General features: G+C 36.3%; 23 protein-coding genes. 5 read left to right on the top strand and 18 right to left on the bottom strand.

The window, feature by feature from the left end; translation table 11 throughout:
* The first annotated feature begins 183 nt into the window (after positions 1 to 183).
* Entirely contained in the window at positions 184 to 1,206 is a 1,023-nt protein-coding gene (locus K8344_RS10410; protein ID WP_237608632.1) for a Tll0287-like domain-containing protein, read from the top strand.
* Positions 1,207 to 1,209: 3 nt separating this feature from the next.
* Positions 1,210 to 1,791, top strand: coding sequence for a methyltransferase (locus K8344_RS10415; protein WP_237608633.1), 582 nt, complete (start codon positions 1,210 to 1,212; stop codon positions 1,789 to 1,791).
* A 9-nt stretch (positions 1,792 to 1,800) separates the two neighbouring features.
* Here K8344_RS10415 and upp read toward each other — a convergent pair whose 3' ends face one another.
* The 10 genes from upp to rlmD form a co-directional block, all read right to left on the bottom strand.
* Positions 1,801 to 2,457 (bottom strand): uracil phosphoribosyltransferase, encoded by a 657-nt coding sequence (gene upp, locus K8344_RS10420; RefSeq protein ID WP_237608634.1) that lies wholly within the window; start codon positions 2,455 to 2,457, stop codon positions 1,801 to 1,803.
* 119 nt (positions 2,458 to 2,576) lie between these two features.
* Entirely contained in the window at positions 2,577 to 3,173 is a 597-nt protein-coding gene (locus K8344_RS10425; protein ID WP_237608635.1) for a TlpA family protein disulfide reductase, read from the bottom strand.
* A gap of 26 nt (positions 3,174 to 3,199) precedes the next feature.
* The gene (locus K8344_RS10430) at positions 3,200 to 4,855 is read right to left on the bottom strand and encodes a bifunctional metallophosphatase/5'-nucleotidase (RefSeq protein WP_237608636.1); all 1,656 of its coding nucleotides are present in this window, start codon (positions 4,853 to 4,855) and stop codon (positions 3,200 to 3,202) included.
* A gap of 10 nt (positions 4,856 to 4,865) precedes the next feature.
* Positions 4,866 to 5,252, bottom strand: a complete 387-nt coding sequence (locus tag K8344_RS10435) for a DsrE family protein (protein ID WP_237608637.1) — start codon at positions 5,250 to 5,252, stop codon at positions 4,866 to 4,868.
* Between the two features lie 11 nt (positions 5,253 to 5,263).
* On the bottom strand, positions 5,264 to 5,683 hold the full coding sequence (locus K8344_RS10440) for a DsrE family protein (RefSeq protein WP_237608638.1): 420 nt from the start codon (positions 5,681 to 5,683) through the stop codon (positions 5,264 to 5,266).
* A complete protein-coding gene (locus K8344_RS10445) occupies positions 5,680 to 6,087 on the bottom strand; it encodes a DoxX family protein (protein WP_237608639.1) in 408 nt (135 codons plus the stop codon). Before K8344_RS10445 ends, K8344_RS10440 begins: the two co-directional genes overlap by 4 nt.
* A 106-nt stretch (positions 6,088 to 6,193) precedes the next feature.
* Positions 6,194 to 6,544, bottom strand: coding sequence for a hypothetical protein (locus K8344_RS10450; RefSeq protein ID WP_237608640.1), 351 nt, complete (start codon positions 6,542 to 6,544; stop codon positions 6,194 to 6,196).
* A 170-nt stretch (positions 6,545 to 6,714) separates the two neighbouring features.
* A complete protein-coding gene (locus tag K8344_RS10455; protein WP_237608641.1) occupies positions 6,715 to 7,443 on the bottom strand; it encodes a DUF6048 family protein in 729 nt (242 codons plus the stop codon).
* Positions 7,409 to 7,906 carry a DUF6452 family protein gene (locus tag K8344_RS10460; protein WP_237608642.1) on the bottom strand — a complete coding sequence of 166 codons (498 nt, stop codon included), beginning with the start codon at positions 7,904 to 7,906 and terminating at the stop codon, positions 7,409 to 7,411. Before K8344_RS10460 ends, K8344_RS10455 begins: the two co-directional genes overlap by 35 nt.
* A 103-nt stretch (positions 7,907 to 8,009) precedes the next feature.
* Entirely contained in the window at positions 8,010 to 9,419 is a 1,410-nt protein-coding gene (gene rlmD, locus K8344_RS10465; RefSeq protein ID WP_237608643.1) for a 23S rRNA (uracil(1939)-C(5))-methyltransferase RlmD, read from the bottom strand.
* Between the two features lie 146 nt (positions 9,420 to 9,565).
* Between rlmD and rocD the strand changes: the two genes are divergently transcribed.
* Positions 9,566 to 10,810 (top strand): ornithine--oxo-acid transaminase, encoded by a 1,245-nt coding sequence (rocD, locus tag K8344_RS10470; RefSeq protein WP_237608644.1) that lies wholly within the window; start codon positions 9,566 to 9,568, stop codon positions 10,808 to 10,810.
* A 483-nt stretch (positions 10,811 to 11,293) separates the two neighbouring features.
* A complete protein-coding gene (locus tag K8344_RS10475; protein WP_237608645.1) occupies positions 11,294 to 12,730 on the top strand; it encodes a GEVED domain-containing protein in 1,437 nt (478 codons plus the stop codon).
* Positions 12,731 to 12,916: 186 nt separating this feature from the next.
* Here K8344_RS10475 and K8344_RS10480 read toward each other — a convergent pair whose 3' ends face one another.
* The 3 genes from K8344_RS10480 to K8344_RS10490 all read right to left on the bottom strand — a co-directional run bounded on the left by K8344_RS10480 (position 12,917) and on the right by K8344_RS10490 (position 15,556).
* Positions 12,917 to 13,237 carry a CCC motif membrane protein gene (locus tag K8344_RS10480; RefSeq protein ID WP_237608646.1) on the bottom strand — a complete coding sequence of 107 codons (321 nt, stop codon included), beginning with the start codon at positions 13,235 to 13,237 and terminating at the stop codon, positions 12,917 to 12,919.
* A gap of 63 nt (positions 13,238 to 13,300) precedes the next feature.
* Entirely contained in the window at positions 13,301 to 13,597 is a 297-nt protein-coding gene (locus K8344_RS10485; protein WP_420908353.1) for a DUF2752 domain-containing protein, read from the bottom strand.
* Positions 13,598 to 13,609: 12 nt separating this feature from the next.
* Positions 13,610 to 15,556 (bottom strand): T9SS type A sorting domain-containing protein, encoded by a 1,947-nt coding sequence (locus K8344_RS10490; protein ID WP_237608648.1) that lies wholly within the window; start codon positions 15,554 to 15,556, stop codon positions 13,610 to 13,612.
* Positions 15,557 to 15,847: 291 nt separating this feature from the next.
* Here K8344_RS10490 and K8344_RS10495 point away from each other — a divergent pair, with 291 nt between their 5' ends.
* Positions 15,848 to 16,390, top strand: a complete 543-nt coding sequence (locus K8344_RS10495) for a Smr/MutS family protein (RefSeq protein ID WP_237608649.1) — start codon at positions 15,848 to 15,850, stop codon at positions 16,388 to 16,390.
* 143 nt (positions 16,391 to 16,533) lie between these two features.
* Here the strand turns inward: K8344_RS10495 and K8344_RS10500 are convergent, their stop codons facing one another.
* From K8344_RS10500 to K8344_RS10520, 5 genes are all read right to left on the bottom strand, one after another.
* Entirely contained in the window at positions 16,534 to 17,418 is an 885-nt protein-coding gene (locus K8344_RS10500; RefSeq protein WP_237608650.1) for a hypothetical protein, read from the bottom strand.
* 338 nt (positions 17,419 to 17,756) lie between these two features.
* Positions 17,757 to 19,568, bottom strand: coding sequence for an acyl-CoA dehydrogenase family protein (locus K8344_RS10505; protein ID WP_237608651.1), 1,812 nt, complete (start codon positions 19,566 to 19,568; stop codon positions 17,757 to 17,759).
* Positions 19,569 to 19,657: 89 nt separating this feature from the next.
* Positions 19,658 to 20,029 (bottom strand): four helix bundle protein, encoded by a 372-nt coding sequence (locus K8344_RS10510; protein WP_237608652.1) that lies wholly within the window; start codon positions 20,027 to 20,029, stop codon positions 19,658 to 19,660.
* Between the two features lie 56 nt (positions 20,030 to 20,085).
* Positions 20,086 to 21,282, bottom strand: coding sequence for an acetyl-CoA C-acyltransferase (locus K8344_RS10515; protein WP_237608653.1), 1,197 nt, complete (start codon positions 21,280 to 21,282; stop codon positions 20,086 to 20,088).
* Positions 21,283 to 21,366: 84 nt separating this feature from the next.
* Entirely contained in the window at positions 21,367 to 21,732 is a 366-nt protein-coding gene (locus tag K8344_RS10520) for a four helix bundle protein (protein WP_237608654.1), read from the bottom strand.
* Positions 21,733 to 21,763: the final 31 nt, after the last annotated feature.

Raw genomic sequence — 21,763 nt, forward strand, 5'->3', positions numbered from 1 at the left:
TTATTGTATTTGAGTTCAAAATTAGAGCTGTTTGTTTGTTTCCTAAATGATTAATATCAGTTTTTATTTTTTTAAACCTTTTATCTTTAATTCTGTAAACCTAAAGTTCTACGTAACATTTGTTACTATATGAAATAATTTATTATTTTAATTTTGGTTTTAGCGATTTAAGAATCATAGGTTATGAAATTATCACTATTATTTATTGCCATACTTTTATTATCGGCTTGTAAAAACAATCGAGACGAGTATTTAGGAACAGCACAAATGCATGCTGTGGAAGGTATGCCTACACAGGAACATCCTGGAAAGAAGTTGATGGAGAATAACTGTAATATCTGTCATAATCCAAAAACTGCAGAAGAAAGCATCATTGCTCCACCAATGGTAGCCGTGAAAATGCATTATATTTCTGAAGAAACTACCAAAGCGGAATTTGTAGATGCGATGGTAGCGTGGACAAAAGAACCTTCGGTAGCGAAGTCGAAAATGCCTGGTGCTATTAAAAAATTTGGTTTAATGCCTTATCAATTTTATCCCGAAAAAACCATTAGGCAAATTGCTGATTATATGTTTGATAATGAAATTGAAAAACCCGTTTGGTTTGATGCACATTATAAGAAAATGCACGGTGACCGACCGAAAATGAAAGGTAAAAAAAGTAATAGTAGGGGTAAAGGGAAGCAAAAAGGAATAGGAGAAAACAATCTATTTGAACAACATTCTTCCAAAGAGCGAGGTATGCAAATTGCGCAAACCACTAAAGCTGAGTTAGGTAAAAATCTCATGGGACAAATACAAAAAAATGGCGTAATAGAAGCCTTAAATTTTTGCAACGTGCAAGCTATGCCCATTACAGATAGTATGGCAACAATACACAAAGCAACGATAAAGCGTGTAACAGATAAACCTCGAAATCCTAAAAACACAGCAAACTCACAAGAACTAGAATTTATTAATCAATTTAAGACTCAAATTGCAACAGGGAGGGAAGTTGAGCCTATACTTGTGAAAAAAGGTAACAATACAGAATTTTATTTACCAATTGTTACTAATACTATGTGCCTTCAATGTCATGGTACTCCAGGAAAAGAATTAGAAACTATTACATTAGCTAAAATAAAACAATTGTATCCTTTAGATATGGCCACAGGTTATTCCGAAAATGAGGTGCGCGGTATCTGGAGTATAAACTTTAATAATTAAAATATGAATAACAATCAGTCGTATTGGGATGAACGCTATAAACAAGGTAAAACAGGTTGGGATATAGGTTATGTTTCCACTCCGATGGAAGATTATATCGACCAACTTACCGATAAAAATTTAAAAATATTGATTCCCGGCGGAGGGAATAGTTATGAGGCGGAATACTTATTTGAAAATGGTTTTAGAAATGTTTATATAGCAGACATTTCCTCAATTCCACTTAACAATTTGGCTGAGCGCGTTCCATCATTTCCAAAAGAAAATTTACTACACATAGATTTCTTTGATTTAGACGATTCGTTCGATTTAATATTAGAACAAACATTTTTCTGTGCGTTAGAGCCCATTTTAAGGAATCGATACGTCGATAAAGTATACGATTTGCTTAAACCTAATGGAAAAATAGTGGGATTGCTTTTTAATATTCCATTAAACAGTGACGAGCCACCATTTGGTGGAAATAAAGATGCCTATATTCCTTTGTTTGAAGATAAGTTTATAATCGATAAAATGGAGATGGCGTACAATTCTATCCCTCCCAGAGAAGGAAACGAACTGTTTATTAAATTGCAGAAAAAGTAAATTTAAAAGCTATAACTTTTCGCCATAAGCTAAATCTCCTGCATCACCTAAACCTGGAATAATATAGCCACGACTGTCTAAACTGTCATCTACAGCAGCTATCCATAGATGTGTATCGGCCGGGAAAATTTTTTCAACGTATTCAATCCCTGGTTTAGCACCTATAACAGATAATATGTGTATTTGCTTAGGTTTTCCGTGATTTTTTAAAGCTTCTAATACATTTTCCAAGGTTTTTCCAGTTGCAAGCATAGGATCTACAAGTATCAAGGTTTTTCCTTCTATAGAGGGTGAAGCTAAATAACTTACGATAACTTCAAAGTCGTCGTCATCATCATTTGGATGTTCTCTGTAAGCAGAAATAAAAGCGTTTTCAACCGAATCGAAATAATTTAAAACTCCGTTGTGAAGTGGAAGTCCGGCACGTAGAATTGAGCATAATACTATTTTGTTGTCAGGAACATATACTTCTTTTTCACCTAGTGGAGTAGTGACCTTAACGGTTTCATAGTTTAAAGTTTTACTAATTTCATAACTCATTATTTCCCCAATACGCTCTATATTCCGTCTAAAACGCATTGAATCTTTCTGAATTGAAACATCGCGAAGCTCAAAAATGTATTTACTGATTAAAGAATTCTCTTTGCTGAAATCGTTTATTATCATAATAATTTAGATATGAGTACTAAGATAAAGCATCTCAAAAAAACAAAGATACTAATCTAAGAAAAAGACCATCTACTTTTACGCGGATGGTCTTTTAAATTGGATGAATAATAAATGGTTTAAAGGCTATTCAAGAAATCCTTAAAATCTTGCCTATCGTAGTCGGCCATTCCTTTATGCGTAAACACCAATTCTCCTTTTGAATTTATAATATAGGTAGTAGGGATGCTTTGTGACTCATACATTCTTGGCATTGCGGCTATTGGAGCATAAACTTCAAAGTCAAAATTGTTTCTCTTTTTGTAAGCTATTGCCTTTTCAAACTTACGATCAAAAGAAATCATAAGCACTTCAACTTTATCCTTATCGATGTCGTTGTACATTTTGTTTATGCTAGGCATTTCTGCTACACATGGCGGACACCAAGTAGCCCATAGGTTTATAAATATTACCTTCCCACGAAATTGTTCCATAGAAACCTTTTCCCCTTTAGAATTTACCAACTGTAAATTGAAATCGGCTTTGGTTGCCGTAGGGCCATTGTCTGTAATAGCTTCCTCTACTTTTTCAATATCTGGATTCATTGCGCCTGTAGCTAATAAACCGCGTTGAGCGAAACCGATAATTTCAGTGTGAATCCCAGAAAAGTAAATTCCAAGTATTACCACTGCAAATACTCCGTATTCGATTAAATTTTTCTTTATTTTTTTGTTCATATTCAATTTCTTTAAAAGGTTGTATTTTATTTAAAAATGTAGTCTGTACCTGGCACTGTAGAAAACGAATTCACACCCAAATACTCACAATAGGCGCGACCGTCCATTTTAGGTGTGATAGGGGAGTGAAGCTTTAAGTATTCTTCTACCACTTCGTGAATGGTATAATCCTTAGTTTCAACATCAATCACATTAGGCATTCTACACAGTACGTGGTCTGGATCTCCAGGACGCTCACATGCAGAAATTGTGTAATATCTATTTTCATCAAGTGGTTCGCCATTTACTTCTATAGATATTATTCGTTCATTTTTATCATTCTGACTGTTAAACTCAACTTTCATCCCTGAAAATCGCACCAGCCATCCGCCAAATCGTTCAATAGCATTTTGTGCAAAAGCATTATGCATCTCTTTTTCCAACCACATTTTAATTTGCTTCCCTGTGGCTTTCCCTGTTTTTACCGGTTCGTTAACAGGCATTAAATTCCAAAGGTTTGCACGAGTTATCGCTGCTGGTTTACCATCTTTTGGAACGATAGGATTTCCAAATCTAAATCCGTTAGAAATTGAAATATCTGCCCCAGTTTTCCATCGTGCCGCGTCGGTTATTAAATTATCCATAGGATTTTCAACTGTAAGATATCGATACAATGGCTCCGTTGTGTACCCTACAATAGTTTCGAGATTTTCTTGATACGGAGCTTTGTTTTTGTTAATTATAGCTTGTAGTTCAGGATCTGCTTTATATACTTCAGGATCTACATCTATAAGTTCATAATCGTCTTTTACCAACTTATTATTTACAAAATATAAGTTTAGCTTTCCTACAAACGATCCAAAAGCTCCCGGCTCGGTAACTTTTGCATAAGTACCTTGTATGGGCTGCCTAACGCGTTCGTGGGTGTCATTTCCTAGAATATAATCTACGTTTTCAGCAATTGGGCTATTGGCCAAGGTAACCTGCTTATAGATACCGATATGCGTAACTAAAAACATTACGTCAATTTTCTCATCTACCTTTACCTTGTCTATAAACTTTTTTACACTGTCGTCTATTTGACTAAAATTAATTCCTTTACTGAAAATAGGGTTCTGTCTTATAGGAACATCTGGGTCGTTTATGCCGATAAAGCCAAGACGAACGCCATCAATTTCCTTTACTAAATATGAAGGGTAAAGATTTTCATTACTCTCCTCATGTTTCATATTCTGAACAATGGTAGGGGTTTCAAATTTTTCATAAACTTCAAGCATTTTTTGCTTGCCGTAAATTACTTCCCAATTGCCAGGAATTAACACATCGTAGTTCATGTTTTTAATTACTTCAGACATTACTTCACCCTCAGAGAAAGCCACATAACCACTTCCTTGTATTAAATCACCGCCATCAACAATAACAGTCTTTCCTGGGTTTTTCTTTCTTTCTTCGTCAAAAAGCGTTTTTATATGCGCTAAACCGCCACGCTTTTTAAAGACAATCTCATTGTTTTCCCAAAATAACTCAGGGTGTGGGTCCAATTGCCCGTGAATATCTGCAGTTTGTAAAATTGTGATTTTTAAAGTGTCTTGGATGTCACTGTTTGCTTGGGGACTTTTGTTAAAAGTAGGGCTGTTCCACGCTATAAAAGTTGCAATACCCACAATTAAAGTTATATATGTATAAAAACGATTTGGTTTCATTTTAGATATTTTAAAGGCTTAATAATTTATATCCTTTTTTCTGAAGTTGAAAAGCAGTTAAAAAGGCATTATCTACAACTTCCACTTCTTCAGGTAAATCTTTAGGGTCTACTTTTAGACGGTCTAAAGACATTTGGCACACATTCAGACTTACGTTTTGCTTTATTGCCTGTATGCGGCTTTCTTCAGTTTCGGAAGTGGCTATCGGCAATACATTATTTCCGTAAAGAACAATTTTAAAGTCGCCAGAGGTATTTAATTCTTTAGCTGCGAGTAAGATGGGTTTTAGCTGTTCAGGGTTTGAAGTGAGCACCACAAAATCATCTGTAATTTGCTTTTGTTGAGCTGATACACTAAAACTTACTAGGGCGACAAGTACTATAAATATATTTTTCATAATTTAAATTTTTAAAGTCCTAAGCTTAAATATCCTTTTTGTTGAAGCTTTAGGTTGTGTAAAATTCCATTATCTATTATTTCCACTTTCTTCGGAAGCTTTTTCGGATCGACATTAAATTTCTTTAATGAAAATCCACAGGCAACGATGTTTGCACCTACCTTTTTTGCTTCTTTCAGATGAGGTTTCATAGTTTCCAAATCGGTTAAATTGCCAATTTCCTTTCCACAAACAATTATTTCAAAATTCCCGAAGTTTTTCCCGTCTTCTTTTGAAAGTTCTTTCGCAGCCAAAAGGATTGGCTTGAGTTGTTGTACTTTTTTTGTGAGTACTACATAGTTTTGTTTTTCAGTTTCTTGTGCTATTGTGTTTTGTATATTCCCCAAAAGCATAAATAGGGAAAGCATAAAAGTTGAAAAGAGTGTTTTCATAGTTGTTGTATTTTGTTGTTATTAAAGTCGTTTAGAATAAAAAAGAGTAGGCCTCCAGCAATTGCTATATTTTTAAAAAGTGGCCCTAAACTGTTTATTTGTCCTATCTGAATGGTAATAGTTATAGGAATAAGCACAGCGAGCAATACTATTGCTGCCCATCGGGTTTTAAAGCCAATTAAAAAGCTAATCCCCGCCGCCAACATTACAATTCCTGATAGAATCACTAATAGTTCAAGGTGGCCAAAAAACTCGGCAAATCCCTTAAATTTAGCCATCTGAATGCGGTTTACTGTTTTTTCAATTTCAATTAAGTGATTGGCTCCCGCCATTAAAAATATTCCGCTTACCATAATGCGTAATATCTGCACAGAGCGTTTGCCAACAGTTAGCGTTGGATTCATAAATATGTATGTTAAAGATTGATAGATGTTTTATCGATAGCAAAATCTATTCACCTATAGAATCGGGTTTTCCTAAATCGATAAAAAATAAAATGCCTGAATATAATTATGAAAGGCGAGGAGGAAGGTAGTTTCGTTCGTCAAACAAATTTAATTTGAGGAACTCTTTAAAAGTAATATTTTCATAATTGTCTTCACTGTAAACCAAGGTAAATTCAGGGTTTATAAAATCGACAAATGATGTGCACATAAGTGAAATTTGAGCCTGTTGTTCGTGCTGATGGTCGATAACTTCAGCCTTTGAATCGGCAGCAGTAGAAATTTTGTTTTTACAATAAGGCTTTACAAAAGTGATGTTATCGGTAACGAAATGCGCGAAACCACTATAACTATTAAAAACCAGACTCATCAAGATAAGTCCGGCGAAGATATATGCTATTGTGCTCTTAGGTTTCATTACAAGCAAATCTAAATATTACTTTATAATTAGAGTGTAACTTGGGTTACATTGATTAGTGAAAGTTCAGATTAATCGACGGAATTTTATAATCCCCACCCAAATAACTCATAACTCTTAACTCATAACTCAAAACTCTGAACTCATAACTCACAACTCATAACTCCCAACTAATCACCCGCCACTTCCGAAGTTTTGTTTTTCTTAAAAACAGGAATTAAATAGGAAATAGAATAGCCATAACCTACGCCAAACTCGCTATAATCGTAGGTTCTGTTGTAACCTGGGATGTACAAATTGTCGAAGTTGCTGGGCTTGTCTTCGGCTACTTTTCTTTTTAGCTGAAGGTTTATAGACAGGTAGAGGTTGTTTAACACTTCGGTTTTTACTCCTACAATTAATTCTGCCCAATGTGCTGTTAGGCCAGTAAATTCTTGAGGGTCGTAAATAGTTTCGTTGGGGTATGCTGGATTGTCGGTATAGATTCTGTAGCTGATTAACTTCTGCTTAAATGTTGAAAATCCGTAGCGTAAACCAATAGTAATAGCGTTTTCCATTCCAAGCCAATTTTCGTAGGCGTTGTAATCGAACCCAAGTTTGGCATAGCTACCGCTTGTTTTGGAAGATACATAAGGTTCTACCCAATCTTTCTTTTCGTTTCCTAATTCTGCGGCTGCATAGAATTTATCCGTAACCCTAAAATCTCCTATAATTTCAAAGCCAGAATATCCGTCTTCGAGTAAAGTTCTTATAGGTTTAGATAAATCTGCGCCAACACGCAATCCGTATTTTTCAATTTTCGGAATAGTATCGTTAGCATTTTTATTTTTCTGCGCCACCATAGATTGAGTGCCGCAAAATAGACTAATGCAGCAAAGTAAGGTGAGCGCTATTTTCATCTTTTACAGTTTCTCGTTTTGGTATTACTTGTTCAATCCAATTCTCGTTGCCTTCTTCTTCTAAAGTAGCATTCAAATTATCGAATTCTGTTCTAAAGCCACAAGCACGATTTACGTAGCCATTCTCTCTACTATACGTAAACATCATTCTGTCAATGTTTACAATAGTATCTGTTTCAGTAATTGTGGTATTTATAAAAAGGTATTTTGTGGTATCTCGGTTTGTATTAAGCGGTAGTACTATAGAATCTGTACTGCTTCGCGGAATAACTTCGATGGAATCTGAATTATTTGTTTTTACAGTCAAAAACTTAACTTTCTTAAGCACCGTAGGGTTTGCGATATCGTTAAACGTGATCACTAAATTTGCCGTTGTCGCTGTGTCTGGTGGGCAGATATCATCTTTTGTACACCCTTTAAAGGCATATATTATAAGAAAGAGAAGTATAATTCTTTTAAACATAGTTTTTTAAAATTGTCCTAAACACTTTTTTTGACACAGAATCTAAAATTAAAGTAATCAAAATAGAAATCGAAAGTTTAAAATTGTTCTGCGTCTAATTTATTTAGCGTTTCTCCAAAAGTACAACATTTTCTACGTGATGTGTTTGCGGGAACATATCTACTGGCTGTACTTTAATTACTTTATACTTTTCATCTAAAAGTGCCAAATCGCGAGCTTGAGTTGCGCTATTACAGCTTACATATACTATTCGCTGCGCTTCTAAATTCAATAACTGCTGTACTACATCGGCGTGCATTCCGTCTCGTGGTGGATCGGTAATTACAACGTCTGGCTTGCCGTGAGTATTAATAAACGCTTCATTGAATACCTTTTTCATATCGCCTACATAAAACTCGGCGTTATCGATATTATTTAAAAGTGCGTTTTCTTTAGCAGCTTCAATAGCATCAGGTACAGCTTCAACTCCAACAACTTTCTTAGCTTTTTTTGCCACAAATTGCGCTATAGTTCCCGTTCCAGTATATAAATCGTAAACCAATTCATTCCCGCTTAATCCAGCAAAATCGCGGGTAATTTTATACAATTCGTAAGCTTGTTCGCTATTCGTTTGGTAAAAAGACTTTGCATTAATCTTAAACTTTAAGCCTTCCATCTCTTCAAATATATGGTCTCTACCGTAGAAGAGTCCAATTTCTTGATCGTAAATGGTATCGTTTCCTTTTGAATTGATAACGTATAAAAGAGAGGTAATTTCGGGGAATTCTTCAGCAATTGCTTTTAGTAATAACTCCCTGTTTTCCTTATCCTCGTAGTAAAACTGAATCAAAACCATTACTTCTTGCGTAGAAGAAGTACGAATCATCAAGGTTCGTAATAGCCCTTCTTGATTTCTGGTGTTGAAGAAAGGCAGATTTAACTCTTCGGCCTTTTCCTTAACAAAATCTCGAATAGCATTACTTGGGTCGGCTTGTAAAAAACACTTATCTAAATCTAAAATCTTATCCCACATTCCAGGAATATGGAAGCCTAAAGCATTGCGGTTTTCAATTATTTCGCCACTTCGTATTTGATCGAGGGTAAGCCATTTGCTATCACTAAATGAAAATTCCATTTTATTGCGATAGAAATATTGCTTTTCTGAACCTAAAATTGGTTCAAATTCGGGGAGCTCAATTTTGCCAATGCGCTTAAGGTTTTGTTCTACTTCTTTATGTTTGTAAAACAACTGATGCTCGTAGCCCATATTTTGCCATTTACACCCTCCACAAGTACCGAAATGCGGACAAACGGGTTCAACTCTTTTTTCAGAATATTTTGAAAAAGAAATTGCCGAACCTTCAAAAAAGCCTTTTCTCTTTTTGGTAGTTTGCACATCTACAATATCGCCGGGAACTGCATTGTTAATAAAAACGATTCTGCCGTCCTCTGCCTTAGCAATTGCCTTGCCTTTAGCGCCAGCGTCTGTCACCTCTAAATTCTCAAGGATTACCCTTTTATTTTTTCTCGCCATAGGCGCAAAAATAGCACAATTGTAAGGTTTAAATCCTGTTAAGGCACTAAAAAAAGTGGTAATTATTTAGTAATTTGCGCTCCAAGGATGATTTCTCTCCATTAAGTAGGAATCAAATCTATTTTATTTCAAAATATTACAAATTTATGTCAGTTTTAGAACAAACAGCTTCACAGAAAGCAATCGAATTAGAAAACAAATATGGAGCCCATAACTACCACCCACTTCCAGTAGTTTTAAACAAGGGAGAAGGTGTTTATGTTTGGGATGTAGAAGGCAAGAAATACTACGATTTTCTTTCGGCTTATTCTGCAGTAAACCAAGGACATTGCCATCCAAAAATTGTTGGTGCAATGGACGAGCAGGCTAGAACTCTTACACTTACATCACGTGCATTTCACAATGATATGCTAGGTAAATATGAAAAATTTGCTTGTGAGTATTTTAACTTCGACAAATTATTGCCGATGAATACAGGTGCCGAAGCAGTGGAGACAGCTTTGAAAATTTGTAGAAAATGGGCTTACGAAAAGAAAGGCATCGATGAAAATGAAGCCGAAATAATAGTTTGTGAAAACAACTTCCACGGAAGAACAACTACAATTATTTCGTTTAGTAACGACCCAGTAGCTCGTGAAAATTTCGGTCCTTATACTAAAGGATTTATAAAAATTGAATACGACAATCTTGAAGCACTAGAAAAGCATTTAGAAAGCAATAAAAATATTGCTGGTTTCTTAGTAGAGCCAATTCAAGGTGAAGCAGGAGTTTATGTGCCTTCAGAAGGATATTTAAGCAAGGCGAAAGCTCTTTGCGAAAAGCACAATGTACTGTTTATTGCCGATGAGGTACAAACAGGAATTGCACGTACAGGAAAACTTTTGGCTGTAGATCACGAAAATGTTAAACCAGATCTGTTAATCTTAGGGAAAGCGTTAAGTGGTGGAGCTTATCCAGTATCGGCTGTTTTGGCAAACGATGAAATTATGAATGTAATTCAGCCAGGAAACCACGGGTCTACGTTTGGTGGAAACCCTGTAGCTGCTGCTGTAGCAATGGCCGCCCTAACCGTTGTAAAAGAAGAAAACCTTGCCGAAAATGCTGAAAAACTTGGAAAACTATTCCGTGACGAATTAAACAAGTTTATTGAAAACAGTAATATCTGTAAACTAGTACGCGGAAAAGGATTGCTTAATGCTATCGTAATTAACGATTCTGAAGATGGTGATACGGCTTGGAATATCTGCTTAAAGCTTCGCGATAACGGACTTCTAGCAAAACCAACCCACGGAAACATCATCCGTTTTGCACCGCCACTTGTTATGAACGAAGAGCAATTACTAGACTGTGTGTCAATTATTACTGAAACTTTAAAAGAGTTTGAAAAATAATATACAACCTTAATAGGATTAAAAGTAAACCTAAACGGCTCCGGTATTTATCGGGGCCGTTTTTTTATGGGGTTAATTTGAGAGATTAAGAGGCTTGATAACGTAGCACCCAATGTCGGAAATGGTTTTAAACCCGACAGGTTTTGGAAACCTGTCGGGTTTGAGTAATGAATCAAAAATCAAAAACCTGTCAAGTTTTAAGGGTAAATTAAAACTAGCTTGATATTCAAGAGCTTATCTAGTTGTGGCATAAAATTTAAATAATTGACTTGTAATACTTTTAGTTTTTGTTGAATATTATGGCTAAGTTTAGAAATTATTAATAACATTATCGTTAAAAATGAAATGATTAAATAGGTATTGTTTAATTTCTAAATGTATCTATTAGTATCGTGTTATTGATGTAATTGGATTGTTACAGTAGCAAGCCATCGCTTACTTAACTTAATTTTTAAATAAATTTTAATTTTAAACTAGTTTCTTATGAGAAAAAAATTACCCTTCTATCAATTATGGCTTTTTTCCTTGGCATTAGTCTTTGGGACATCCACCGCTGTTACAGCGCAGAGCCCATTTAAAACGCTAACTCAACTTAGAGCGGAACAAGCCTTACAGTCGAGTAGAAGTATGACCCAACAACCTAAAAGTAATCCAATCTCTATTAACGAGAGCAATGTTATCACTGCCCATAACGCTACTGTACAAGGTTGTGACCAAGGTGACGACAGTAACGGATTTGAAAATGGATTTAATATTACTGCAGAAAGTGGCTATAGAAGTGCAGACGACTTTTATGTAGAGGCAAATGAAAGTTTGAATGTTCGCTCTATAGTATTCAACATATTTGCCAACTACCCTGTTTCCTCTGTAGATTTCAATTTTTATGAAGACGATGGCGGGAAGCCGGGGGCGACCGTAGTAGCTTCTGAAACTGATCTTATCCCTTATGCTCAAGTACCAATTGGTGCGTCTTTCGGATATACAGTTTATGCAATTTACGTTGAAGTTGATCTCAATTTTGATGGCGGAGCAACGGGTACATCGTACTGGATGCAACCTGAAGTTGCTTCACCTATGGCATTCTGGGAAGGAACTTCGGCAGGAACGCTGGGAGAAGTAATTCATATGAGTGAGTTTTCAGGACCATGGTTACCAGATGATGATGGCGGAATTCACCACGGAGTGTTTAAACTACATTGTGATGTAGTGGTAGCTGTAGATCCAATTTGCTTTGATATTTCTGATACTGTTGAACCTATAACGCGTGTTGTACTTGCAGATATCGATAATACATCTAGTTCAACAATCGATGGTTCGCCAGCGCTTGAAGATTTTACAAATATTGAAGGGGTAATGGCTCAAGGAATATCCTACGATATTGCTCTGGAAGGAAATACGAATGGATTTGTTTCGTATTTTACTGTATGGATAGATTGGAATCAGAATGATGAGTTTGAAGCTGAAGAAATGTATGAAATTGGGTACATTGAATACTCTACGGGTACCGATGGGCTACAAACTACCGGAACAATTACAGTTCCAACCGATGCCGTTCTTGGAGAAACTACTATGCGAGTGATTAAAAACTGGGATACTTCGCCAACAGACCCATGCGATGTGTACCTGTATGGACAGGGAGAAGACTATACTATTATAGTTGAAGATGAATTAGGAGTCGAGAGTCAAACGGCTACGACATTTTCATATTACCCGAACCCAAGCAGTGGCATTGTTAAGATTACAGCAAACAAGGAAATTAATTCAGTATCAGTTGTAAATATTCTTGGCCAACAAGTATCGGTAAAAGAAAACCTTGAAAACGGATTGGTTGATTTGTCTAACCTAGAAGCTGGTACTTATATTTTCCAAGTAGCATTCGAAGATGGAAGTATAGAAAACTTTAAAATTCTTAAGGAATAAGCAAATAATAAACTATCGCCTATAGTTTGAAAAAGCCGCCTATTTGGGCGGCTTTTTTTATAGTAGTTGGTTAAACTTGACAGGTTTGAGTGATGAATCAAAATCTAAAACCTGAAAGGTTTTGCTATAAATCAAAATGGCCCCGATTTTCATCGCAGCCATTTCTTTATTGGTTAGCTTGAAAGATTACAATCCGTATTCTCTCATAAGTTCTTCGTTCATATTCATAATACCTTCCATTCCAAATGTTGAAAATAGATAGATAACGTAGATTAGGTAAATTACACTTAACGCAATTCCTATATACGACAGTATCTTTCCAGTTTTTACGTTTTGGTATCCGGTGTAAAGCTCTGGATTTTCCATATACAACTTAGTTGCAGTGCCAGCCATTACAATAGCTACAATTCCGAAAACTAGACCTAGACCATAGCAACAACAAGTGACTATAGAAATAATTCCGAATACGAGAATTAAGGTTGAATTGGGTAATTTTTGTTGTTCCATAAAAATTTTGTTTTTGGTTGGTTGTTTAAAAATACCAATTTTTTTTAAGCCAAAATATTTTAGCTAGATAAATTGATTCATTTTAATAAAATAACTGACCACTATTACAATGGCATTCAGTGCGATAAGGCCAATCTTAATTTGATAATCGAATTTAAACTTCACGAAAAAATTCACAAAAATCACGGCTAAAAGTAAGATTATGGTGTAAATAGCAGGATAAACTTTAAAGGCTGCAGCAAATTCACCTGTAAAAACATGAACAAATGAACGTTGCATGCCACACCCCAAACATTCCACTCCAAAGATTTTCTTGTTTACACAAGGAATCATGTAGTCTTCAAATCCGGTTGATAACACAGACAACATTTTTTACTTGTTGTGAACTATCGCCTTATAATCTATTGTAATATCGTCTTTGGTAGTGAGTTTTACCAAATACACCCCATCGCTTAAGCTGCCAGTATAGAAACTATAGCTATTGTTGGTTCCTAAGTTTTGCTTTTGAATTACCATTTTCCCGTTCATATCGTAAACAATGGCAGATTTAATGGTATGGCCTTCAGGATTGCTAATTTCTAGTTGTTTTTGCGGATTGTTTTGGAACATCGCTACACTGCTAATAATTCTTTCCTGATCTTCGATAGAAGCGGTAGATGAATTATTGCGGTACTCTGCTTTCTTAAAGACAATAAAAAATCTGTTGTCGTAATGTCCTGCATCCAATGTTAAACTAAAAGGGAAGGTAAGGCGTGTACCTATACGTCTAAAAGAATTGTCTTGACGGTCGTACAGGTATATTTTCTCGTATGGCTTTTTAACTTCCTCAGCGATTAAAAGTTTAATTTCGGTAGTCTTGTTTAATTTGAAGTTAATAGGAATTTGCTTGTTTTCCTCGTAGTTAACTGCGTTAATTACATAAGGTAAACGCCCGCTATCGTTGCCAATCGGGAAATAAGCATCGGTATTTACTCCCATAGGACTCAAGCCATCATATCCACGGTCGTACCCATCGGTTGCTAAATCGGAAAACACTAATAACATATCTCTTGTTAAGGCATCATCAAATACTGCATAAATACGGGTTTGAGGGTCACGGGTATCTAATTCTGAAGGTAGGGAAGCTGTAAGTTCTCCTATATCTCTTGTGTTACTAATTGAAACATCATCTGATGGTCTTTGAAATTCAGAACCAGGTGCTCCTTCCTTTACAAATATTCTATGCGAATTTTTAATAGTGACATTCCCATCACTTTGCCCAACAAACATAATTCCTTGTCCGATTGGTGCATATCGCTTATTTTGATTACTCCCACCATTTCCAGCAGTTGTGCCAGTATGAGTTCCTCCTGCATTCCAAATGTAAAAAGATGCTTGAACATAATTACCTGCAGGGTTGTTATCAGCTAAATCTCCATCTGGGTCTTCTAATCCTGGAGTATAGACCCCATAACCGAATGGTTTATCCGTGTATAAATGTGAGGCTACCCCTCTATCTTCATCGTAATACCAAAATGCTCCTAATTCATTATTTCCAGTATCGTAAAAAAGCTGATTTAAATCTAATGCAGAAGGATATGGATTTCCGGATAAGGTCATTTGTGATACTCCATCAACGGGTGCTGCTACAGGAATGGTAAAACTACCGCTGTTAGGGCGTCCTCTAAACTCATAAACTTGGTCATGGTTACTTCCAGTACCGGTTATTATATTACCAGGGTTACCTCCAGTGTTTACACCTTTCATGGTAAAGCCTAATCCTGCGCTAACAGTATTATCAGCGTTTATTCTCACATAGTTTCCTTCAGCTTCCGAACCGGGGGTGGGGTGGGTATAAATCCAACGCCTTGAAATAGTTAGTTGTGGAATTGTAAAACCATTTCTGGAACCTACATTGGCAGCCATTTGGGCATCTGTACCTAAAGCTCCATCTAACTCTTCGTAAATGCTATTTATTCCAAAATGTGAATTATTTCCTACTGAAGTTGCGGCTGCTGGATTTCCTACTGGAGAGCACCAGTAATAATATGCAAAAGTATTGGTAGGGTTTGTGTTTTGTTTTACAGAAAGAAAACCGTCTCCTGTGTTGGTAGAAGTTGTACCACCCTGTATTAACTGCCCGTTATCGCGTAAGTAGATACTAGCTTCAGTACCATTGGCGGTTGAGTTTCTCGTTAGGTTTATGTCGTTTTCAACATAAACTATTTGGTCTTTCACATAAATATAGGAGTCAGCAGTTCCATTCGGTTTTACTGTTAATTGTGCAAAAACCCCAGTAGCTATTAAAAGGAATGAAAGTAAGAGTAGTTGTTTTTTCATTGGGATATATTGATTGTGAAACTGTTGCCTTGCTTTAGTACAGTTGCTTTTAGGTGTCTAATCGATTTTATATGCATGAATAGTAATTAGTTAAAACGCATTTTATATTTTTACATTTTAAAGCTTTTAACATGTGAAAATCAACGCATTTTTAAAAGGTTAAATTTAAAAAGAAAATTCTATATATTAACGCATATCCTACAAAATACCTAATTTTTTAGTTTATAGGTAGTTAAGATAAGAAAAAAGTAGGATTTTTTTGAGTATTTTTTTAAAAAACATCCCGCTTTAATGCAAATAGGAGATACAGTTTCGGTATTAGATGATGATATTTCAGGGGTTGTTACGGCCATCCGTGGCAATACGGTAACGCTTGAAACCACTGACGGTTTTGAATTGATCTATCAAAAAAACGAACTTATTGTGTTGGATGGATCGATTTCTAATAGAGATTTAATTCCTGAGGATGTTTTGGCTATCATTTCGGAGAAGGAAGAGAAAAAACCCGGAAAATCGAAACGTGTAAAACCCAAAGAACGCAATGCTCCAGCCATGGAGGTGGATCTTCACATCCATCAACTCGTTCCCAATACTAGAGGAATGGATAATTACGATATGCTCACCATTCAGCTAGATACTGCAAAACGCCAATTGGAGTTTGCCATTTCAAAAAGAATTCAAAAAGTAGTTTTTATTCACGGAGTAGGCGCTGGTGTACTTCGCACCGAACTCGAATACCTTTTTAGACAATACGATAACATAAAGTACTACGATGCCGATTTCCAAAAATACGGAAGAGGCGCAACCGAGATTTATATTTATCAGAATGTTTGATTGTAGTATGGGTAGACGTGAGATTTGAGAATCTAGAATCTAGAATCTAGAGTCTAGACACTTCTCTTCTCTCTTGCCTCTTGTCTCTTGTCTCTCGCCTCTTGTCTCTCGCAGTGAGTTTTGCTTTAAAATTGTACCGACGACTAGGGCTGTGGGGTGATTGTTTTGGTTATAACTTCTACATTTTCAATGGTTCCCATGTCTAGAGTTTCAATTATAATTTGTTCGTCGCCTCTTACTAAAACCAAATCTTTTAGCGTGATTTGAACACTTTTAAAAATTTGATATTCGTGGGGTTGATGTTGAAAAACTTCGTAGGCGTTAGCTACTTCAGGGTTTAAATAGTCAGGACCCACAGTAGGGTCGGTGATATCGTTTCTCGGATCTAAGTCTAAGTTTTCATCTTCAAAACGAGTAAGTACGCCATCGTTATCATCGTCATTGTCTAAAAAGTCTGGAATTCCATCTCCATCTGTATCTTTCGGATTGGTAAAAGGATCTTCATCGTCATCTTCTAAATTGAGTTCAAAGACGGTTGGCACATTGTCGCCATCGTCGTCAAAATCGTACATATCGTCTAAGCCATCGCCATCGGTATCCCCGGCAAACTCAAATTCTCTTGGCACCCCATCGTTGTCTTCAATTAAGAAGGTAGTAGTAAACACGGCAGTTCCCGAACTCGCTACATATTCTACAGTAACATTTGGGGAAGTAGGGGGAATACTACTGCAAAAATAATTGTTACCTAATGCTGCGTCGTAGGTTCTATAATCAACTACTATAGATGTTCCATTAAGGGCGTAATTTACGATTCCTTCTTCGCGATAAAGACTATCTAAAACTTCCATTTTAAGCGATAAGCTTTCTTTTGAATCTGGATTTACTTTATAAAACACATAGTTCCCTACGTCACCGCAAGTTTTAAGCTCCGCATTGTCAAAGTTAAAAGACCTAACAATGATATCACCGTCATCACAACTTTGAAAAAATATAGTAGAAAATATAAGAAGAAATAAAAACCGATTCATTTTATGATTTTTGGTAACATTTTTAACAACAGTAAGTTATCGGGATTAATCGCGATGCTTTAATGTACTATCAATTAATTCTAATAAAGCGATAAAGATAAAAAAATTGAGTGGTAATTGTAATGAATCATTACTTTAAATAACGGTCTAATTTACGTCAAAAAAAGGGGAAGGTATAACTATTACAATTTATTAATTGAGCATATAAAAGGAAGAGGTTATCCTTTTAAATAAATGGTTAGAATCAGTTGGAATTTTTGACTGTGTTTTAACAAAAAAAATCCTGACAAGTAAAACTTGCCAGGACCTCTAAAAATCCTAATTATAAAAAAAACTACTTAGAACGGATATGTGTTCTCCGCAATTACCTTATTAGAGATTGTCTTTCTAAGCTCAGCGATGTTTGGCATGTTTTGGTACTTAGTGAATCTCTTAAGTCCCATAAGCATTGCACGTTGTTCGTCACCTTCAGAGAAAGAAAGAATTGCTTCTTTTGCTTTTACAGTAATAATATCTACAGCGTGGTATAAGTATAGCTGAGACATTGCAATTTGTTCTTTTTGAGTGTCTTCCCCAAAGCGATTTACGTTCTTCTCAGTACGTAAAATAGCACTTTCAGCCATGTAGATTTCAATTAAGATATCTGCAGCAGCTATAAGTGTTTGTTGGTGTTCTTCAAGTTCAGTTCCATATTTTTGAGCTGCACTTCCTGCTACCATTAAGAATACTTTCTTCAACTTAGCAATCATTGCTTTTTCTTCTGAAAGTAGTTCAGAGTAGTCTGGAGTGTCGAAAGATGGGATTCCCATTAATTCGTCGGCTACTGCTTGGGCTGGGTTTAAAAGATCTACGTGACCTTTCATGGCTTTTTTCACAAGCATTCCAACCGAAAGCATTCTGTTTATCTCGTTTGTTCCTTCGTAAATACGAGTGATACGAGCATCACGCCAAGCCGATTCCATTGGTGCATCTGCACTGTATCCCATTCCTCCATAAATCTGGATTCCTTCGTCTGTACAGTTTTGAATGTCTTCTGAAACAGCTACTTTTAAAATTGAGCACTCAATAGCGTATTCTTCTACACCTTTAAGCTCAGCTTCTTGATGGCTATTTCCAGCTTCCAAACGAAGTGCAATTCTATCTTCGATATCTTTGGCAGCTCTATACGAAGCACTTTCATCTACATAGGCATTGGTTGCCATTTCAGCCAACTTAAGTTTTATAGCGCCAAACGATGAAATAGGCACGTCAAACTGAATTCTTTCATTAGCGTATTCTACCGCTTTTGAAATCACTCTACGCTGTCCGTCAAGTCCTGCCCCGGCAAGTTTAATACGGCCTACGTTTAGGGCGTTCATCGCAATTTTGAAACCTTCGCCTCTTTCGCCTAACATATTTTCTACTGGAACTTTAGTTTCGTTAAAGAAAACCTGGCGAGTAGAAGAGGAGTGGATACCTAATTTCTTTTCTTCTTCACCTAGTGAAATTCCGTTTGAAGGATCGTTTTCTACGATAAATCCAGTAATATTTTTGTCGTCTTCAATTCTAGCAAATACAATAAAGGTATTACAGAATCCAGCATTCGAAATCCACATTTTCTGTCCTGAGATCGCGTAGTATTTTCCATCATCAGAAAGAACTGCTTTAGTTTTTCCGCTGTTTGCATCACTACCAGCACCTGGTTCAGTAAGTGCATAAGCCCCAAACCACTCACCAGTAGCTAATTTAGGAACGTATTTTTTCTTTTGTTCTTCAGTACCGTAAAGGGTAATAGGCATGGTTCCGATACCAGTATGGGCTCCAAAGGCTGTTGCTACAGAACCACTAGCTCCAGAAATATAGTCGCAAACTAACATAGTAGTTACGAATCCCATTCCCAATCCGCCGTATTCTTCAGGAACTGCTACACCAAGAAGTCCCATTTCACCAGCTTTACGCATAATTTCTTCGGTAAGGGCGTAATCGTGTTGCTCAAAGCGTTCTTTTTTCGGCCATATTTCGCGATCTACAAATTCTTTCACAGAATCGCGCATCATTTTTTGCTCTTCCGTAAAATCTTCAGGAGTGAAGACGTCTTCGGCTTTTGTTTCTTTAACTATGAATTGACCGCCGCGGAGAAGGTTGTCGTTGTTTTTTTCTGTTGTGCTCATATTTGTTTTGATTTGACTTAGGACGGTAAGACATAAGACGTAGGACTTGCCGTCACCAATAATGTTTTTGTATATATTAAAATTAAATTTTACGAAATATTCTTTTCTAAATTTTCCATAAAACGTGTAATCATTCCTTGAATTGATTGAATTTTTATTTCCAAATGTTTAAATCTTTCATTAGAAATATAACCAACTTCTAACGCAATTATAAGTTGAGTTTCCCATTCGAAAGCTGAACCTAGAGCATTGCCCAAATATCGTAGGAAATGTTTATCAGTTCTTTTTGCTGTTCCTTCCGCAATATTTGAAGGAATGGAAATCGCTGCTCTTTGCAATTGACTAGTTAATGAATAAGTTTCGGACTTTGGAAATGTATTTGTAGTTAAATAAGTTTCTTTTGTTAATTCAATACCTTCTTTCCAAATTGTAAGTTTTCTAAAATTATGCTTCGCTGCCATATTGTATTGGTATTAAAGTTTTAGTCTTATGTCTTACGTCCTATTGTCTTAAGTCATTATTTAAGAAACTCATAAACCCCAGCAGCTCCTTGTCCAGTTCCTACACACATAGTAACCATTCCGTATTTGCCTTGTAGGTCACGTTTGCGCATTTCATCGAACAATTGCACCGAAAGCTTGGCTCCAGTACAACCTAGTGGGTGCCCTAAAGCAATTGCTCCCCCATTTACGTTTACAATTTCTTTGTCTAAATCTAGACCGCGAATTACTGCTAACGATTGTGAAGCAAAGGCTTCGTTTAATTCGATTAGCGCTAATTGATCTTGTTTTAGTCCAGCTTGTTCTAAAGCCTTTGGGATTGCGTATAATGGTCCGATACCCATAATACTAGGTTCTACACCTACAGCGGTATAACTCACCATTCTAGCAATTGGCTCAAGGTTTAATTCTTTCACCATTTCTTCGCTCATAACTACTGCGAAAGCAGCACCATCACTCATTTGCGACGAGTTACCAGCGGTTACACTACCGCCTTGAGCAAATACAGGACGCAATTTTGAGAGGGCTTCTACATTGGTGCCTTTTCTAGGTCCTTCATCTTTATTAACGGTATACGATTCAGTAACTTTTTTTCCTTCGTCATTTACATAAGTGCGTTCTACATCGATAGGAACTATCTGATCTTGAAAACGATTTTCCTCTTGAGCCTTTAAAGCACGCATCTGACTCGTGTAGGCAAATTCATCTTGGTCTTCACGAGAAACATCGTATTTTTTAGCAACAGCTTCTGCCGTTAGTCCCATATTCCAGTAGTAATCTTCGTTGCCTTCTTTGGCTACTTTATAATCTGGAACAGGTTTGTAACCTCCCATTGGGATATAGCTCATGCTTTCTGCACCACCAGCGATAATACAATCTGCCATCCCGTTTTGGATTTTAGCAGCTGCAATAGAAATAGTTTCCAATCCCGAGGCACAATATCTATTTACTGTCATTCCAGGAATATCCACGATATCCAATCCCATTAACGAAATTAACCGACCTACATTAAGGCCTTGTTCGGCTTCTGGCATTGCGTTACCCACAATTACATCGTCAATTCGTTTTTTGTCGAGTTGCGGTAATTCGTTCATAATATACTTAATGGTTTCCGCCGCCAGTTCGTCTGGTCGCTTAAAGCGGAATACCCCACGAGGCGCTTTCCCCACCGCGGTTCTGTATGCTTTTACTATATATGCAGTTCGTTGTTTCATAGTTTTAATTTTTGACTTAAGACGGTAAGACGTAGGACGTAAGACTAAACTATACAATCCTTTGTTTTAAGTCTTAAATTTATATTAGTGATTTGACAGACTTTCCATAAAACGCGTTAACATTCCTTGGATTTTCTGAATTTTAGTTTCTAAATGTGTAAATAGTTCCTCCGAAATATACCCGATTTCATAAGATATAATTAGTTGCGTTTCCCATTCAAAGGCTGAGCCCAAAGCTGTTTCTAAATATTTAAGAAAATGTTTATCGGAGCTCTTAGAAGTTCCTTCTGCAATATTTGAAGGTACAGATACTGCGCATCGCTGCATCTGATTAGACAATCCATAAGTTTCAGATTTTGGAAATATTTTAGTGGTGGCATATGTTTCTTTTGCCAATTCAATACCTTCTTTCCAAATAGTAAGTTTTCTAAAATTATGTTTTGCAGCCATATTTTCTATATTCAATAACAAATTAAACGTC

Origin of the sequence: Aequorivita xiaoshiensis (genome assembly GCF_022008395.1) — a bacterium.
GTDB classification, from domain to species: Bacteria; Bacteroidota; Bacteroidia; order Flavobacteriales; family Flavobacteriaceae; genus Aequorivita; species Aequorivita xiaoshiensis.